This window comes from Parasphingorhabdus sp. DH2-15 (genome assembly GCF_051668705.1).
GTDB lineage: Bacteria > Pseudomonadota > Alphaproteobacteria > Sphingomonadales > Sphingomonadaceae > Alterisphingorhabdus.
Genome location: NZ_CP196351.1, coordinates 2,070,404 through 2,086,510, shown reverse-complemented (window position 1 = coordinate 2,086,510; position 16,107 = coordinate 2,070,404). Strand labels below are relative to the sequence as shown.

Genomic DNA, 16,107 nt, shown 5'->3' with positions numbered 1-16,107 from the left:
CGGGTATAATTCAGCTTCTGGCGCGTTGACATCTGGGCGAGGTCAGTTGCGATATTTCACCGGCGGAACTTTGCCAGAGTGCCAGCCCACCAACGCGTATATTTGTTGAATACCTTGGCCTCATCAGAAGCAAAAGCGGCTGCTTTGCTGTGTTCGGCGCGGTTGGGATAGGGGACGATGACGCTGGCTATGCCAAAAGTGTTTGATTTGCCCATAATCGCCATCGACCATGGCAACAGCATATCACCCGCATGAGCGCCGACAATGGTTGCGCCAACCACCTTGCCGCCTTTTTTGACGATTTTGACAAAACCATCGGTTGAAAGCTCGGTAATCGCGCGGTCATTATGGGAAAAATCTTCGCGCCAAACGGTGATTTTGTCGCCATATTTTTCGCGTGCATCTTTTTCGGTCAGGCCAACCTGCGCCAATTCAGGGTCAACATAGGTGACCCATGGCAGCGCTTTGTAATTCACTTTGCTGGGCAGGCCCAGGCCGACCTCCAGAACGATGTTGGACCCTTCATAGCCCGATGTATGGGTGAAGCGCGGCCCTGCGCGGCAATCGCCAATGGCAAAAATATGCTTTTGGCTGGTGCGGCGGCGATCATCCACCAACACGCCGCCTTTATCATAATCGACGCCGGCTTTTTCCAGACCCAGCCCGTCAAAATTCACTTCGCGGCCAGTGGCGATCAGCAAATGGCTGCCGGAAATGTCTTCGCCTGTATCTGTGGTGACTATCACAGCATCACCATCTTTGCGCACGGCCTTGGCGCGGGCATTTTCATTGATGACAATGCCTTCACCGCGCAATGTGTTGATCACAATCTCTGCTGCGTCATCATCATCTTTGGGGAAAGGCCGGCCGACAGTGGCCACAGTGACCTGACTGCCCAAGCGGCGGAAGCTTTGCGCCATCTCCATGCCAATAGGGCCGCCGCCCAGCACGATCAAATGCTCGGGCAATTCGGTCAGATCCCAGATATTCTCATTGGTCATATAGGGCACATCATCAATGCCATCTATCGGCGGAACAAAGGCGCGGCTGCCCGTGGCGATAACGATGCGCGGCGCGCTAATCTCTTTACTACTGCCATCATTTAGCGTGACAGTCAGTGTTTTTGGGCCGGTAAAGCTGGCGCTACCGCGGATGACATCAACGCCCATTTCTTCAAACCGCTCTTGGCTGTCTTCCGGCGCGATGGTGGCAATGGCGGCATGAATATGGTCGTGCACAGCTTTGAAATCGACCTTGGGTTCAACATTCTCAATGCCGAATTTCTTGGCCGTGCGCATATCATGGGCGCGGTGCGCAGCCGCAATAATCGCTTTGGAGGGGACGCAGCCAGTGTTCAAACAATCGCCGCCCATTTCCCCGCGCTCGACCAAGGCCGCATTTAAGCCCAGCATAGCGCAGCCGCCAGCTGCAGTGAGTCCTGCTGAGCCAGCGCCCAGAACGATAATATCATGTGTGTGTATCATGTCTGCGTTTTCGTTCCTGTCGCGTTACGGGTTACTTTGTGCACAAAAAATTATGCTTGTTCGCAATGGCCTATGCCAGCATGTACAAGATTATATCCGTTTTCTTCGAATCAATCGTGCAGGGTTTTATACATGAATATCGAAAATAGCCGCGAATATTATGGGCAAGTGCTTGGTGGGTCTTCTGATTTGAAAACCGATGCCTGTGTGACGTCAGAGCGTCCGCCACAGGCCGTTATCACTGCATTATCCAATGTGCATGATGAGGTGAAATCACGCTATTATGGTTGCGGCCTGATCGCGCCGCAAGCGGTTGAGGGCGCACGCATTCTTGATCTGGGATCCGGCTCTGGTCAGGATGCCTATATTCTGGCGCAGCTGGTGGGTGAGGATGGACAAGTTGTTGGCGTTGACACCACGCCGGAGCAACTGGCCGTCGCCAATGCGCATCATGAATGGCATGCTGAACGCTTTGGCTATGCCAAGCCCAACACATTGTTTATTGAGGGCGATATTGAAAAGCTGGACCAGCTTGATCTGGAGCCGGGCAGCTTTGATGTTATCGTTTCCAATTGTGTGATCAATTTGGTGGCCGACAAAGCAAAGGTTTTTGCCGATGCCTATCGTCTGCTGAAAAATGGCGGTGAGATGTATTTCTCTGATGTTTATTCTGATCGGCGTGTGCCAGCGGAATTGCTGCAAGACCCTGTTTTGCACGGCGAATGCCTGTCTGGCGCGCTCTATTGGGGCGATTTTACCAAACTTGCGAAACAGGCCGGCTTTGACGATCCGCGCTTGGTGAAGGACCGGCCCTTGGGCATTGGTGATCCTGCGGTTCAGGCAAAGCTGGAAGGGATTGATTTCTTTTCTGCCACCTATCGACTGTTCAAACTGGAAGGTCTGGAGCCGGAATGCGAAGATTATGGTCAGGCCGTGGTCTATAAAGGCAGTGTTGAAGGCGAAGAGAGGGTGTTCACACTCGACAAGCACCATATGATTGAGCGCGGCAAGGTCTTTCCTGTCTGTGGCAATAGCTGGAAGATGCTGGCCGATACGCGCTTCGCGGAGCATTTTGATTTTATCGGTGACTTTTCCACCCATTATGGCGTGTTTGAAGGTTGCGGCGGTGGATTGCCCTTTGATGCTGTTGCCGAGGGCGGCGAAGCTGCTCCGGCCAGTTGCTGCTGATCACCCTTTATAAGGCAATCACATGCGCATTTTGCTAAGCGGTGCAACGGGTCTTGTCGGCGGCGCTCTGGCAGGGCGCTTGCTGGATGACGGGCATCAGCTCCATGCGCTGATCCGCGGCTTTGGCAGGCAGGTGCTTGATCTGCAGGGGCGCGATAGATATGCCGATATTGCGCCGCTACAGGGCGATATAAGGTTGCCTTTATGGGGCATGGACACTTTACCAGATGCGATTGATCTGGTCATTCATTGTGCCGCGACCACTGATTTTTCTGCATCTGCCGATGTTTATGCCAGCGTGAATATTGGCGGTGCAGAAGGCGCAATTGCGCTGGCCCATCAATATGAGGCGCCGCTGTTGCATGTATCGACCGCTTATGTTTGCGGACAGGCTGATGGTCCCGTGGCAGAGGAGGCTGCCCATCTGTCGCGCACTTTCACCAATGGTTATGAGCGATCCAAGGCAGAGGCGGAGCTGCGTGTTATGGCGGCTATGGATAACGGTCTGGTTGCAGCGATTGCGCGGCCCAGCATCATCGCAGGGCAGTTGCACAATGGCTCTATTCCGCGTCAGGATGATTTCTATAATCTCTTCCGCCTCTTTGGTTCGCCATTATTGGGGCAGGTGCCGGCAATAGATGGCGCAGCATTTGCTTTGGTGCCGATCTGCCATGTGGTGGAAGGGCTGAGCGCTATGGCGGAAAATATCGAAAATTTTGCTGGAGATGCCGTGCATCTGGTGGCGGCAAAGCCTTATCCACTAACCGATATGCTGACGTTGGTTGCAGAATATCCTGCAGCATCGCCTGCGCAAATCGTTCATCCAGATGATTATAACCTCGCTGCATTGGACCGGCGACAAGCCATGGTGCACCGTAAAGTTGGAGCGCAGTTTTTTGATTATTTCCTGCGTGTACCAGCATTTGCTAGCGATACTTTGCGCAAAAAGGCGGGCATTGCAGCGCCAGAAATTGACCGCGCTGCGCTACGCCGCATGGTGGATTATTGCCACGAAACCGGCTTTCTGGATTGGCGTTGATGGTTTTGCTCAACCGTCTGGCAGGTATTGGCCTGATTATATTGGGAGTGATAACAGCTCTCTATCCAGAGATATTCACTCTGTTTTACCGAGTGGGGCTTGATGACCCGACAGCACGAACCGTTATCGCTGCGATTATTGGCGGCGGTGAAATCGGGATCGGCATTGCGCTATTGATTAGTTTTGAACGATCAGCGGAAAACCATATTGTCGAAGCCCGGACCAAAATTCGCATCAATGCGCTTATGATCGGCGGAATAGTGGCTGTCAGACTGTTTTGGACACTGGCGTACGCCAACTATAATTTTGTTGTCATAATAGAGATTATTGTCGAATTATTGCTGCTGATTACCTTGACATGGGCTTGGCGGCGTTGGGCCTTATAATCATGGCTTAACGGATATCAGGATAGATATCTTTCAGCCTTTCCCTTGCGCCAAAAGTCCACATAATGCCGATTTTCAGATAGAGATAATTGGCCTTTAGCGCCCCCCATTCGGCGATACGGCGGTCAGAAGTGATGACCGGTTTCAAGGTCAGTTTCACCTTACCGCGCTGAGCCAGCCTGATGCACAGATCGGCCTCTTCCATGATCGTGGCCTCTGCCGGAATGCCGCCAACCGCCAGATAATCTCCGCGGCGAAAGAACATGGCATGGTCGCCGAAAAGCAGTCGCACGCCCTTAAAGAACAGTCGCGGATGAGTGACGATGGGATACCATGTCTTGATAAAATTATGGGCGGTGGTGAACCAGCGTAATTTGGTGCCCCGAATGATAGGGCAAAAACTGGCCAGCGCGATTTTCTTGTCTGCCAAGGTGGCGCACACATGCGTGATGGCATCTGTTGGCAGCAGGCTGTCAGCATGCAAAACCAGCACATAATCGCCCTTTGCCTGTGCGACACCATGGTTGATCTGCGGTCCGCGGCCTTTTTCCGGCGCCACAATCGCGCGGAAACCAGCGGCTTTTGCCAAGGCGATTGTCGTGTCTGTGCTGCCTCCATCGACCAGCAATATCTCATCGGGCTGCGGGTCCAACGCAGCGATATTGGCAATGGTTGCTGGCAAGGCTTGCTCTTCCTGAAAAGCAGGGATCAGCAAGGTGATTTTTGGAGTGAGTGAGGTGTTGGTCACGGTGCGGCAAATTCTTTAAGCTGTGGCCATCGCTCCAGATCCTCTGGCCGGTCGCAATCGGAAAGTGTTGGCAAGATATAAGGCGTGATGCCCGCTTGCTTCAGCCTGTCCAATGTTGTCTGCAGAACCTTGTCCGTGCTCCATGCCATATCGGTAAATAGGGAGGGCAGGGGCTTCTGCATACCGATCAGATAATAGCCGCCATCTTCAGCAGGGCCAATAACAACCCGATTTTCCGCCAGAGCGGATATCGCCTCATCCAATATTTCGGCGGAAAGATCAGGCGTATCTGCGCCAAAAAATATTTGCGGACCATCAATTTGTGCGGCCAATAACCGCGCTGTCAGATCCCCCTCTGGCTGTATCGCCAGATCAGGCTTATCGCCTAACCATTCCCGAAAAGCGGCTATATCTGCGCCGGTATAATGCACGGTCACATTGTGCCCGCTCTCCAGCAGCAAGACACAGGTCCGCCCTGCCAAATGGCGATGCAGATTGGCCGCCCCTTTCGCGCCTAGCGCGGGGATAAGGCGCGTCTTGGCAAAACCGGGCACAGGATATTTCGCAAACAGGCTGAGAAGAATAGCAGTCATGGCGATCAGCAATAAGGCAATTCATTAGCGAAACAAGGGTTGCATTGCATTGCATGGGCCATCATGGTCCGCGTCCAAACAGGCTATAAAGAGGTGATATGATGGCCGACATCATTCTCTACGACTATATTCGCTCGACCGCTGCCTATCGCGTGCGTCTGGCGTTGAATGTGAAGAATATTCCCTATCGTTCACTATCCATCAACCTGTTGGAAGGTGAGCAAGGCGGCGCGGCGTATAAAGAGCGTAACCCGCAAGCATTGGTGCCGATGCTCAGCATAGATGGGAACGAACTGACACAGTCATTGGCGATTATTGACTATCTGGATAGTCACACCCCTGCGCCTGCCATGCTGCCCAAAGACCCGGTAAAGCGGGCCAAGGTGCTGGCTCAGGCAATGGGTATCATCTCTGAAATCCACCCGATAAACAATTTGCGCGTCTGGCAATATCTTAAAGACCCGTTTGGCCATTCGCAGGATGATGTTGTGCAATGGATGCACCACTGGATGAATTTGGGTTATCAGGCGCTGGAAAAAACGGCACCGGACCAAGGCATATTTGGTGGTGATACGCCCAATTTGGTTGACATATGCCTGACTGCACAAATGTATAATGCAGAGCGTTTTGACCTGCCAATGGATGATTTCCCCAAATTGTCACGCATTCATAAAGAACTGGGCGCATTGCCTGCTTTTGTGGCGGCCTATCCTGACAATGTAATTTTTGAGTGAGACCAATGAAAAAAACTTTGCTTTTGGCTGGCATAGCCTGGGCTGCGACATATCCCCAAATAGCGGCAGCGCAAACACAAGATCAGGAGGCGGAGCCTGATCTCTGCCAATTGGTTGATTGTTCTGTTCAGGATGATAATCGGCGCGGTGATGTTCCTGAGGCGATTACGCCTGTCACCATTGATGATATTGTGGTCATTGGTGCGCCATTGGATAATCCGATTGGCGACCGCGCTTATGCCATCAGCAATATTGGCAGTTTTGCGATTGATAATGAGGCCAGTGGCCGCATTGAAAATGCTCTGCGCAATTTGCCGGGCTTTCAGCAGTTCCGTCGTTCTGATTCCCGATCTGCCAACCCGACCAGCCAAGGCGTAACTCTGCGCGGATTGGGCGGCAATGCCAGCAGCCGCGCGCTTCTAACACTGGATGGCGTGCCGCAGGCCGACCCCTTTGGCGGCTGGGTCAGCTTTCCCGGCTTTGATGCTCTGGCGATTGATAATATTCGCGTGCGGCGCGGCGGCGGTACGGGCAGCGCAGGGCCGGGTGCTTTGGCGGGGACGATTGACCTGACCACACGCGGGATTTCTGGTGGCAGCCGTTATGACGCAGCATTGGCTTATGGCAGTCGCAACAGCGTTGAAGGCAATGTCGAGATTGCGCAGCAATTGGGTGAGGGCGGCCTTATCTTCTCTGGTCAATATGCGCGCGGTGATGGCTTTATTCCTGTGATTGAAAGCCAACGCGGCAGTGTTGACCGGGGCGCGGAATATGAACAATTTGGCTTTGGTCTGCGCTTTGTAGCGCCAATCAACGCTGATACCGAGGTGCAGACCAGTTTCCGCGGCTTTATTGACCGGCGAGAGCGCGGCTTTGCCTTTAGCGAAAACAGCAATGGCGGTGTTGATGCCAGTGTGCGCATTGTTTCTAAAGGCGAGTGGCAATATTCGGCGCTTGCCTATCTGCAATTGCGGGAATTTGAGACAAGTTTTGGCGCTGTTGCTGCTGACCGGAATTCTGTGCGTCAGGTGCTGGACCAGTTTGATGTGCCATCAACAGGCCTTGGCGCGCATGTGGAGCTGCGCCCTCCGGTTGGGGATAATGCCGAGCTGCGTATTGGCGGTGACTGGCGGCGCACCATTGGAGAGACAAATGAACAGTTCTTCTTTCAAAATGCCATTCCCCAGCGCGGGCGTATTGCGGGCGGGCAGACCGATACGGTTGGCGCTTATGTTGAGGGCAGTTGGCAAGTCACACCCGATTTTCTGCTGACCGGCGGCGGACGGTTGGATTATTGGTCTATTAGCGATGGATTGCGCCGTGAATTTGAACTGATTTCTCCGGTTCCAGGTGCTTTGCGCAGTCTTGATATTTTCCCTGATCGTGATGGCACTGAAGCAACGGGCCGTGTCGGCTTTGCTTATAATGCGGCCAGCCTGTTGACACTGCGCGGTGCGGCTTATTTGGGCTGGCGCTTGCCGACGCTCAACGAATTATATCGCCCTTTCCGGGTTGGCGCAGATGCGACAGCAGCCAATGAAAATCTGACACCAGAACGTGTGCGCGGGGTAGAGCTGGGCTTCGATTGGGAGATAGCGACCTTATCGCTCAGCGGTACGGCGTTTTACAATGTGCTGGATAATGCCATTGCCAATGTCACGCTGGACCAAGGGCCGGGCCTGTTCCCCGGTGTCGGCTTTGTGTCAGGCGCAGGGGTGTTTCGCCAGCGTCAGAATCTTGATGAGATTGAATCGCTGGGCGTTGAACTGGATGCCGTATTTGATGTTGGCAATTTCTCGTTCGGGGCCAGCTATGCCTATGTCGATGCAGAGGTTGTTGGCACCGCAGCGCAAGCGGCGATTGATGGTCTGCGCCCCGCACAAGTGCCGCGTCATTTTGCCAATGGTTCTATCGGCTGGTATCCATCAGGCGGCAATAGCGGTGTCACCACAACGCTGCGTTATGTTGGCGGCCAGTTTGAGGATGATGGCAATACCCGCTTGCTGCGTGATGCATTCAGCATTGATGCGCGCGGCGTGTATGAAATTAACGATGATCTTTCTATCGAAGCGCGGGTTGAAAATCTGTTCGATGAGGAAATTCTGGCAGGCATTAGTGGCGGCGGTGTCATTGAAAGAGCAAGGCCGCAAACATTCTGGATTGGTTTTCGTATCGCTTTAGATTGAGTCCGCTGATCTTTTGGCATAATCAGATATTGAAATGACCAAGAGAAGCACAAAACCCTTGGCAGATTTTCTGCCTTATCAATTATCCATTACCGCCAATGCGGTCAGCAATTTGATCGCACGCGAATATGAAAGCCGTTTTGGTTTAAAGATATTTGAATGGCGGATCATGGCAGTTTTGGGTGATGTCGGGCAAGCGACACAAAGCGCTTTGGTTGATTTCACCTTAATGGATAAGGTTGCAGTAAACCGTGCGTGCAAAGTGCTGGCGGACCGGCAATTGATAGAAAGGCGCCCCCATGGCAGCGACCGACGTTCGCACCAGCTTCAACTGACCAGTGCCGGTAATGAACTTCATGATGAAATTATGCCCTTGGCGGTTGAGATTGAAAAACGCCTATTGGGTGAGGTGACAGCAGAAGAACTGGAAATGCTGACCACGACATTGCTGCGTCTGCGTGATGCCAGCAAAGAGCTGATTGACGCAAATTAAGCAGGCGTAACTGCTGGGCTGTGCTGCACACTGCCAGATAATTTACGGGCCAGATCCTGATTGATACGGGCTCTTAGCGCATTATCAATATCAGGCCATTTCTGGCATAATGTATTGAGCATCGCCTTATCCCATGTCAGAATTTCTATATTCTCACGGGCAATCACATCCGCTGTTGCTGGGCCGTTTAGCAGCCAAGCAATCTCTCCCATGAAATTGGATGGGTGCAGCAGAAATATCTCACCATTTTTGATGATTTGCGCCTCACCAGATACGATATAATGCAATTTGTCGGTTGCCTCTCCGCCGCGCAAAATCATGTGTCCTTCTTCGGGATGCACCGTCTCTGCAATCTTCAATAAGCGGCGAAATTGTCCTGGGGAGAAGTTGGCGAAGTCCCGATAGAGGTTTTTGTCCTTCTCGGTCATTTGCCATGTCGTCCGTTCCAGCGCGATGCGTGCCATGACGACGATATTGGCAACAGTCATTAAAACGGTCGATGCAATGGCGAACCACAGGGTTACTTCCGGTACGGTGAGATAATAGACAATGTAGAAGATATTGCCCAGCAAAGTGAGGGCTCTCAGGCTCAATTCACCGCGCAAAGCAAAGGCGATGATGTAACAAACAGCGCCAATATTTATCAGCATTGTCCCGTCAAACCACGTCATAACCGTCTTCTTCCCCCAAATATGACGCGCCCTGCGCCATCTATAGCGCAAGCGTAAGGCTGGTCAAAGACGGCAACATCATCTTTTGCTTTTGCCATTGCAATTTTCGTAAAAATACATATAGTTTCAAAAGATACTATATTGTCTCACATATTCGGAGTCCGCCTTATGAATGCCCCGACCACCGCCAAAGCTGGCGAGAACGCTACAGAATTTGCCAATCCCGCTGGACTTGATGGCTTTGAATTTGTCGAATTTTGCGCCCCTGAAAGAGGCCAGTTAGAGCCGGTATTTACGGCAATGGGCTTCACCCATATTGCATCACATCGCAGCAAGCAGGTTGATCTTTGGCGGCAGGGCGGCATCAATTTGATCGCCAATTACGAGCCGCGCTCTGCTGCTTGGTTTTTTGCGCGTGAACATGGGCCGAGCGCGTGCGGCATGGCGTTTCGCGTAAAGGACGCACGAGCAGCCTATGACCATTTGATTGCACAGGGTGCCGAGCCAGTGACGGTGGAAACCGGGCCGATGGAATTGCGATTGCCTGCCATTCGCGGTATTGGCGGCGCCATATTATATTTGGTTGATAAATATGAGGGCAAGACAGGCGAAGATGACCTGACCATCTATGATATTGATTTTGAATATCTGCCCGGTGTTGAACGACGCCCAGAAGGTGCCGGTTTTGAGCTGATCGACCATTTGACGCACAATGTTTATACAGGGCGCATGGCCTATTGGGCCGATTATTATGAGAAGCTGTTTAACTTCCGCGAAATCCGCTTTTTCGATATTAAAGGCGAATATACTGGCCTTACATCCAAAGCGCTGACTGCGCCTGATGGTAAGATCAAGATCCCGCTTAATGAAGAGGGAGAGGGCGGCAAAGGCCAGATTGAGGAGTTTTTGCGCGAATTTAACGGTGAGGGCATTCAGCACATTGCTTTGATTTGCGATGATTTGATTGGCTGTTGGGACCGTCTGAAGAAATTGGGCGTGCCATTTATGACCGCACCTCCGGCCACCTATTATTCCATGCTGGATGAGCGCTTGCCTGGCCATGGCGAAAATGCGGATGAGCTGAAAATGCGTGGCATCTTGCTGGACGGCACAACCGAAGGCGGAAAGCCGCGCCTATTGCTCCAGATTTTTGCTGAAGCACAGGTTGGCCCCGTTTTCTTTGAATTCATTCAACGCAAAGGTGATGACGGTTTTGGCGAAGGCAATTTCAAAGCCTTGTTTGAAAGCATCGAACGTGACCAAGTTGCGCGCGGTGTTTTGGACGCTGGATAAGCCATAGAGGCGTAAGACTATCAACACGTATCCGTAGGGCTGAGCCTGTCGAAGTCCGTCTCGCATTATGAGAAACGCCCTTCGACCAGCTTAGGACTAACGCTTTATTGGGACCAACAGGAGTATATAATGACCACCACAGCCCCCAATATCTCCCGTATTCACCATGTCGCCTATCGCTGCCGTGACGCGAAGGAAACCGTTGAATTTTATGAACGCGTGCTGGGCATGAAATATACCAACGCCTTTGCAGAGGACCATGTGCCCTCAACTGGCGCATATGACCCCTATATGCATATTTTTCTTGATTGTGGCGGCGGCAATGTGATTGCCTTTTTTGAGCTGCCCAATCAGCCGGACATGGGCAAAGACCCCAACACACCGGCCTGGGTGCAACATATTGCTTTTGAAGTGGCCGATCTGGATGCTTTGCTGGCCGCGAAAGCGCATATTGAAGCGCAGGGTATTGATGTGCTTGGCCCCACATATCACGGTATTTTCCGCTCTATCTATTTCTTTGACCCCAATGGTCACCGTTTGGAGCTGGCATGCAATATCGGCACGCAGGAACAGCATGACGAGTTGCTCCGTGTAGCGCCTGCTATGCTGGAAGAATGGAGCAAGACCAAAACCGCGCCTGCGCATGCCCAGTGGCTGCATGTCGACCCGGATGCCCCGAAACCGGAATAATAGAGCCATCATACACCATTAGGGCTGTATGTGTTGAAGCCCGTTTACCCGTGACGTAAGACGCCCTTCGACAAGCGCAAGTCTAGCGCTATAGTGGCTGTAAAAGTCTTAATAGGTAAGGAACCCCAAAGATGAAACTCGCTTCCCTAGAATCTGGCCTAGAATCTGGCCGTGACGGCCGCTTGGTTGTCGTATCCAATGATTTGGCTTGGTACGCCGATGCATCGCATATTTGCCCGACATTGCAGGCTGCACTGGACGATTGGGATAATATCGCTCCGCAATTGGAAGTATTGGCGCGTGATCTGGAGCATGAAACCATCCCCATGCAGCGTTTTCATGAACACCAAGCGGTCGCACCTTTGCCACGCGCTTTTCAATGGGCCGACGGTTCTGCTTATGTGAACCATGTGGAGCTGGTGCGCAAAGCACGCGGCGCGGAAATGCCGGAAACATTCTGGACCGACCCTTTAATGTATCAGGGTGGCTCTGATGATATGCGCGGCGCGCGGTCCGATATCATATTGGCGGATGAGGCTTGGGGCTGCGATATGGAGGCAGAGATTATTGTGGTCACAGGCGATGTGCCGCAAGGTGTTACTGCTGATGAAGCCCGTGGCTATGTGCGTCTGGTTGGCTTGGTGAATGATGTGTCTTTGCGCAATCTTATTCCTGGTGAATTGGCCAAGGGCTTCGGCTTTGTGCAATCCAAACCGGCCAGTGCCTTTTCCCCCGTTTTTGTAACGCCAGATGCGCTGGGTGATTTCTGGCAGGATGGCAAATTGCACCGTACATTAGAGGTTGATCTAAATGGCGCACCTTTTGGCCGCGCGGTTGCCTCTGATGATTGCACTTTTGATTTTGGCGTACTGATCGCGCATCTGGCCAAAACGCGCAATATTGGCGCTGGTTCGATTATCGGCTCCGGCACAGTATCCAACCGCGATAGCGATGGTGGCCCTGGCAAGCCTGTGAGTGAGGGCGGGCTGGGTTATAGCTGCATCGCTGAAGTGCGGATGGTCGAGAAAATCCAGACCGGCGATTTTAAGACCGGTTTTCTGAAATATGATGATGTGGTCAGAATTGATGCGAAGGACGATAATGGCCATAGTATTTTTGGCGCTATTGAACAGACCGTAAAGCCACTGCCAACGCAATAAGTTCTTAAGGCTGGCGTTTCGCGCTGAGTGAGTATGAAGAAGGGCGCAATGTTTGCACATTGCGCCCTTTTTGGTGCCGGATCACAAGCCCCCACGGACCCGGTGACCAAATTGTATATCAGCCCAATGCGTCGGTGATCGAACAGGCCGCAGGGCCCAGAATAACGATGAACAACACTGGCAGAATGAACATAATCAGCGGAATGGTCATAATCGCTGGCAAACGTGCGGCTTTTTCCTCGGCACGCATCATCCGTTCATTACGGAATTCAGCAGACAGAACACGTAGGGCAGAGGCCAATGGCGTACCATATTTCTCTGTCTGCACCATGGTGGTCACAACGCCTTTAATCGCTTCCAGATCGACACGATAGGCCAGATTTTCAAAGGCCTGACGACGTTCGGTAAGGAAGCTCAGCTCAATTGATGTCAGCGCAAATTCGTCGCCCAGTTCAGGGTAAGCGCGGCCCAATTCTTTGGCGACGCGGTTAAAGGCTGAGTCGACCGTCAAACCAGCCTCTGCGCAGATAACCAACAGATCAAGTGCATCAGGTAAGCCTTTGCGGATGGCATCGGTTCTTTTGGAGATTTTGTTCTGAACGAACAAATCCGGTCCTTTATAGCCCAAAAGCGTAGCGACGGCGAAACCGCCAAAGCGTTTAAAGGGCGTCAGGTCGGGCCATAATTCAATGCCGTAGATCAACAGGGCAGCGGTGCCACCAAGCACGATAGGCAAGATCAAGCGACCAAAGATAATAGCAACAGCAGCATCTTTTGACCGGATACCGGCCTGTGCCAGCTTTTGCTGTGCCATTTTCAGCTGTTCGTCCTGCAAGACGCTGAGCGAAGACAGGAATGACCGCATTCTGTCCGTCGTCTCATTCTTTTGAATGAGCTTGGCGCGCTTTTTGGTCGAAGCTGTAATACCGGCCTTTAGCTGCTCACGGCGTTCGTTCAGCGATTTTACCCGCTTGGCCATGGGGTCGCGAACAGTGGTCGCTGCGTAAATGGCAATCATCACAGCAAAAGCAGCGACGGCGGCCAATAATGTGGCGACCCAAATGACGTCCACACCCAGCAAGGTCGGGCCAGCTTCTGCGCCAGCGGCAAATCCGGAATTGGCAAGAATAAGACTATTGATCATATTTCGAAACTCACCATTCTGGACATGATGAAGGCGCCGAGGCCAAGCCACACAAGGCCGCCAAGACCCGTCACCATCAGACGTTCTTCATAGAAGAAACCGCCAATATAGCTTGGGTTGATGTAATAGATCATAGCAAAGACGATGAAGGGCAATGAGCCAACAATATAAGCCGATGCCTTTGATTCCGACGACATGGCGCGAATTTTCAGCTTCATCTGTGCGCGTTTACGCAGCACATCGGACAGGTTGGCGAGTGTCTCGGCTAAGTTACCGCCTGTTTCACGCTGAATAGCCAGAGTAATGCAGAAAAAGTTGAACTCAGGTGTGTTCAGTTTCTTGGCGCTGCCTTCCAGAGCGTCTTCCATAGTACGGCCGATTTTGATGCGCTCGGTCACTTCTTTGAACTCTTCACCAACAGGGCCTGGAATCTCTTTCGCAACAACGCCCAGCGTTTCTGTTACCGGCAAACCGGAACGCAAGCCGCGGACCAGCAATTCGATGGCATCTGGAAAGTTGCTAGTAAATTTTGAGACACGTTTATTGATCAAAAAACCAATCACCATATGGGGTAGGCCAAAACCAATCGCCAAGCCTATAAGCAAGGCAAGCATAGGGCTGCCCAGTTGGAAAAAGACCAGCAATGCCAAGATAACGGCGATGGCAAGGCAGGTATAAAGATATTGTGATAACGTCCAACTCTTGCCAGTTTGTGCAAGACGATTGGCCAGAATCTCGACCTTTGTCATCTGACCTTCATTGTTGGTAAATTTGGGCTTGCGTGCAGCGACAGCTTTGCGCATCTGCGCTTCCACTTTTGCGTTGTCGCTATCGCTGTGCCGCAATTTTAGATCGCCCAGGCGCCGCGAACCCTCTTTTTCAATAGAAGGTCCGGAGAAGCCAAATATCAGCAGCACCAAAATCGCGGCAACACCGACAAAGAGCAATCCTATCTGCAATAATTCTGGCATTATAATCCCCTGGCCACAGTCAAAATACTGCGCAAGTCAGCTTATTTTTGGTCTTTTTTCGGCTTTGATGGCAATAGTGACGAGAATCCGCCAAATTTGCCCAGCAACGACTTTTTCGCGCCGCCGCCTTCTTCTTCACCGCCGTCATCTTCGGCTGCGCCCAAAATACGTTCGCCCAATGAGCTAATAATGCCTGATACCTTGCTGTTCTTACCTGCAACAACCAAGGCTTGGCCCAGTTTTGCAGCAGCAGCGGCGGCTTTATAATCTGCCGGAACGATAAAATCGATCTTGCGTTCAATAGATGATTCAAAATCAGATTTTGTTATTTCCAAAGCGCCCGGTTGAACCTTATTGGCCACCAGGATGACTTTGGAATGCGGCGCGTTTGATTTCAGCCAAGACAATATCCGTATTGCATCGCGTGCTGATGCCAGTGTCAATTCGGTCACCAGCACGGTCACATTTACATCACCAATGAGGTGCGGGAAATTGACCAGCATATTGCGCGGCAAATCGATCATCGTCGCTTCAAAAGATGCGCGAAACTCTTCCTGCAATTGGAAGAAAGCCGCACCATCGGTCATCAGTGGAGAGCTAATCGGTGCTTCCGCTGACAATATCGACAATTTCTCATTGGCTTTGATCATTGCCCGTTCGATGAACAGGCCATCAATCCGGCTTGGATTGTCGATAGCATCGGTGAGACCACGACCCGGCTCCAGATCCATCACCAAAGCGCCGGTTCCAAAGTGAACGTCGAGATCAAGCAGGGCAGTTGTGCGGTCTGCATTCTGGCTCATATACCAAGCGAGTGATGTTGCGACTGTACTGGCGCCAACACCGCCACGTGTGCCGATAACTGCAGTTGTAATATGCGGGCGTTCGACAACAGGCTCGTTTGATTTTGGCGCAAGGAAAATAGCCTGTGCCTGAGCAAAGGAATCGCGCAATTGATCGGCCGAAATTGGTTTCAGCAAATAATCATGCAGGCCGCTGGCCACGAGATCGCGATATAGGCGAACATCGTTGACCTGACCCATAGCAATCACAACAGTGCCTGGTTCGCAGACTTCTGCAAGGCCATTAATGTCGTTGAGCGGATCGCCGGACTCCGACATATCGACCAGCAATATGTTGGGGCTGGCAGCAATGGACAGTGACTGGACTGCATTGCGCAGGCCGCCCTGATTACATTTCTCGGCAGCCCAGCCCATTTCTGTTGCTACTGTGCGAACGATGTCGAGCGTCGCATCATCACATATATAGGCGGAAAAGGCGTCGCGTGTGCCAGCTCCCGCTGGATTAAAAGGTGCGTTCATCTGTT

Annotated in this window: 16 protein-coding genes; 9 read left to right on the top strand and 7 right to left on the bottom strand. The window is 52.1% G+C overall.

What is annotated here, in order from left to right; genetic code table 11:
* Positions 1-56: 56 nt before the first annotated feature.
* Positions 57-1,484, bottom strand: a complete 1,428-nt coding sequence (locus ACR9YC_RS09780; protein ID WP_438726981.1) for a dihydrolipoyl dehydrogenase family protein — start codon at positions 1,482-1,484, stop codon at positions 57-59.
* A gap of 132 nt (positions 1,485-1,616) precedes the next feature.
* Here ACR9YC_RS09780 and ACR9YC_RS09775 point away from each other — a divergent pair, with 132 nt between their 5' ends.
* Genes ACR9YC_RS09775 through ACR9YC_RS09765 form a run of 3 tightly spaced genes read left to right on the top strand, consistent with a single transcriptional unit; the run spans position 1,617 to position 4,097 of the window.
* Positions 1,617-2,672, top strand: coding sequence for a methyltransferase domain-containing protein (locus ACR9YC_RS09775; protein WP_438726979.1), 1,056 nt, complete (start codon positions 1,617-1,619; stop codon positions 2,670-2,672).
* 22 nt (positions 2,673-2,694) lie between these two features.
* A complete protein-coding gene (locus ACR9YC_RS09770) occupies positions 2,695-3,711 on the top strand; it encodes an SDR family oxidoreductase (RefSeq protein WP_438726976.1) in 1,017 nt (338 codons plus the stop codon).
* The gene (locus ACR9YC_RS09765; RefSeq protein WP_438726974.1) at positions 3,711-4,097 is read left to right on the top strand and encodes a hypothetical protein; all 387 of its coding nucleotides are present in this window, start codon (positions 3,711-3,713) and stop codon (positions 4,095-4,097) included. The genes ACR9YC_RS09770 and ACR9YC_RS09765 overlap by 1 nt, the downstream gene beginning before the upstream one ends.
* Before the next feature lie 7 nt (positions 4,098-4,104).
* Here ACR9YC_RS09765 and ACR9YC_RS09760 read toward each other — a convergent pair whose 3' ends face one another.
* Positions 4,105-4,845 carry a glycosyltransferase gene (locus tag ACR9YC_RS09760; protein WP_438726972.1) on the bottom strand — a complete coding sequence of 247 codons (741 nt, stop codon included), beginning with the start codon at positions 4,843-4,845 and terminating at the stop codon, positions 4,105-4,107.
* Positions 4,842-5,438 (bottom strand): TIGR04282 family arsenosugar biosynthesis glycosyltransferase, encoded by a 597-nt coding sequence (locus ACR9YC_RS09755; protein ID WP_438726969.1) that lies wholly within the window; start codon positions 5,436-5,438, stop codon positions 4,842-4,844. Before ACR9YC_RS09755 ends, ACR9YC_RS09760 begins: the two co-directional genes overlap by 4 nt.
* Before the next feature lie 98 nt (positions 5,439-5,536).
* Here ACR9YC_RS09755 and maiA point away from each other — a divergent pair, with 98 nt between their 5' ends.
* Genes maiA through ACR9YC_RS09740 form a run of 3 tightly spaced genes read left to right on the top strand, consistent with a single transcriptional unit; the run spans position 5,537 to position 8,851 of the window.
* On the top strand, positions 5,537-6,172 hold the full coding sequence (maiA, locus tag ACR9YC_RS09750) for a maleylacetoacetate isomerase (protein WP_438726967.1): 636 nt from the start codon (positions 5,537-5,539) through the stop codon (positions 6,170-6,172).
* 5 nt (positions 6,173-6,177) lie between these two features.
* Positions 6,178-8,358 (top strand): TonB-dependent receptor, encoded by a 2,181-nt coding sequence (locus ACR9YC_RS09745; RefSeq protein ID WP_438726964.1) that lies wholly within the window; start codon positions 6,178-6,180, stop codon positions 8,356-8,358.
* A 34-nt stretch (positions 8,359-8,392) separates the two neighbouring features.
* Entirely contained in the window at positions 8,393-8,851 is a 459-nt protein-coding gene (locus ACR9YC_RS09740) for a MarR family winged helix-turn-helix transcriptional regulator (RefSeq protein WP_438726961.1), read from the top strand.
* Here the strand turns inward: ACR9YC_RS09740 and ACR9YC_RS09735 are convergent.
* Positions 8,848-9,522 carry a cyclic nucleotide-binding domain-containing protein gene (locus ACR9YC_RS09735; protein ID WP_438726958.1) on the bottom strand — a complete coding sequence of 225 codons (675 nt, stop codon included), beginning with the start codon at positions 9,520-9,522 and terminating at the stop codon, positions 8,848-8,850. The two genes, ACR9YC_RS09740 and ACR9YC_RS09735, sit on opposite strands and share 4 nt — an antisense overlap.
* A 168-nt stretch (positions 9,523-9,690) precedes the next feature.
* Between ACR9YC_RS09735 and hppD the strand changes: the two genes are divergently transcribed.
* The 3 genes from hppD to ACR9YC_RS09720 all read left to right on the top strand — a co-directional run bounded on the left by hppD (position 9,691) and on the right by ACR9YC_RS09720 (position 12,665).
* Complete coding sequence (hppD, locus tag ACR9YC_RS09730) at positions 9,691-10,815, top strand: 4-hydroxyphenylpyruvate dioxygenase (protein ID WP_438726955.1); 1,125 nt, start codon at positions 9,691-9,693, stop codon at positions 10,813-10,815.
* A gap of 129 nt (positions 10,816-10,944) precedes the next feature.
* Positions 10,945-11,505 (top strand): VOC family protein, encoded by a 561-nt coding sequence (locus ACR9YC_RS09725; RefSeq protein WP_438726953.1) that lies wholly within the window; start codon positions 10,945-10,947, stop codon positions 11,503-11,505.
* Positions 11,506-11,636: 131 nt separating this feature from the next.
* Positions 11,637-12,665, top strand: a complete 1,029-nt coding sequence (locus ACR9YC_RS09720) for a fumarylacetoacetate hydrolase family protein (RefSeq protein WP_438726950.1) — start codon at positions 11,637-11,639, stop codon at positions 12,663-12,665.
* A gap of 118 nt (positions 12,666-12,783) precedes the next feature.
* Here the strand turns inward: ACR9YC_RS09720 and ACR9YC_RS09715 are convergent, their stop codons facing one another.
* The 3 genes from ACR9YC_RS09715 to ACR9YC_RS09705 are packed head-to-tail and all read right to left on the bottom strand — an operon-like array spanning position 12,784 to position 16,102.
* Positions 12,784-13,809: a type II secretion system F family protein gene (locus ACR9YC_RS09715; RefSeq protein ID WP_438726947.1), complete on the bottom strand. Its 1,026-nt coding sequence runs from the start codon at positions 13,807-13,809 to the stop codon at positions 12,784-12,786.
* On the bottom strand, positions 13,806-14,780 hold the full coding sequence (locus ACR9YC_RS09710; protein WP_438726944.1) for a type II secretion system F family protein: 975 nt from the start codon (positions 14,778-14,780) through the stop codon (positions 13,806-13,808). The genes ACR9YC_RS09715 and ACR9YC_RS09710 overlap by 4 nt, the downstream gene beginning before the upstream one ends.
* Positions 14,781-14,821: 41 nt before the next feature.
* Positions 14,822-16,102, bottom strand: a complete 1,281-nt coding sequence (locus ACR9YC_RS09705; RefSeq protein ID WP_438726941.1) for a pilus assembly protein CpaE — start codon at positions 16,100-16,102, stop codon at positions 14,822-14,824.
* Positions 16,103-16,107: the final 5 nt, after the last annotated feature.

Coding starts and splice junctions, on each gene's coding strand:
- ACR9YC_RS09725 (WP_438726953.1), top strand. CDS start 10,945: ATGACCACCACAGCCCCCAATATCTCCCGTATTCACCATGTCGCCTAT.
- ACR9YC_RS09720 (WP_438726950.1), top strand. CDS start 11,637: ATGAAACTCGCTTCCCTAGAATCTGGCCTAGAATCTGGCCGTGACGGC.
- maiA (WP_438726967.1), top strand. CDS start 5,537: ATGATGGCCGACATCATTCTCTACGACTATATTCGCTCGACCGCTGCC.
- ACR9YC_RS09775 (WP_438726979.1), top strand. CDS start 1,617: ATGAATATCGAAAATAGCCGCGAATATTATGGGCAAGTGCTTGGTGGG.
- ACR9YC_RS09770 (WP_438726976.1), top strand. CDS start 2,695: ATGCGCATTTTGCTAAGCGGTGCAACGGGTCTTGTCGGCGGCGCTCTG.
- ACR9YC_RS09780 (WP_438726981.1), bottom strand. CDS start 1,484: ATGATACACACACATGATATTATCGTTCTGGGCGCTGGCTCAGCAGGA.
- ACR9YC_RS09745 (WP_438726964.1), top strand. CDS start 6,178: ATGAAAAAAACTTTGCTTTTGGCTGGCATAGCCTGGGCTGCGACATAT.
- hppD (WP_438726955.1), top strand. CDS start 9,691: ATGAATGCCCCGACCACCGCCAAAGCTGGCGAGAACGCTACAGAATTT.
- ACR9YC_RS09710 (WP_438726944.1), bottom strand. CDS start 14,780: ATGCCAGAATTATTGCAGATAGGATTGCTCTTTGTCGGTGTTGCCGCG.
- ACR9YC_RS09755 (WP_438726969.1), bottom strand. CDS start 5,438: ATGACTGCTATTCTTCTCAGCCTGTTTGCGAAATATCCTGTGCCCGGT.
- ACR9YC_RS09715 (WP_438726947.1), bottom strand. CDS start 13,809: ATGATCAATAGTCTTATTCTTGCCAATTCCGGATTTGCCGCTGGCGCA.
- ACR9YC_RS09735 (WP_438726958.1), bottom strand. CDS start 9,522: ATGACGTGGTTTGACGGGACAATGCTGATAAATATTGGCGCTGTTTGT.
- ACR9YC_RS09765 (WP_438726974.1), top strand. CDS start 3,711: ATGGTTTTGCTCAACCGTCTGGCAGGTATTGGCCTGATTATATTGGGA.
- ACR9YC_RS09705 (WP_438726941.1), bottom strand. CDS start 16,102: ATGAACGCACCTTTTAATCCAGCGGGAGCTGGCACACGCGACGCCTTT.
- ACR9YC_RS09740 (WP_438726961.1), top strand. CDS start 8,393: ATGACCAAGAGAAGCACAAAACCCTTGGCAGATTTTCTGCCTTATCAA.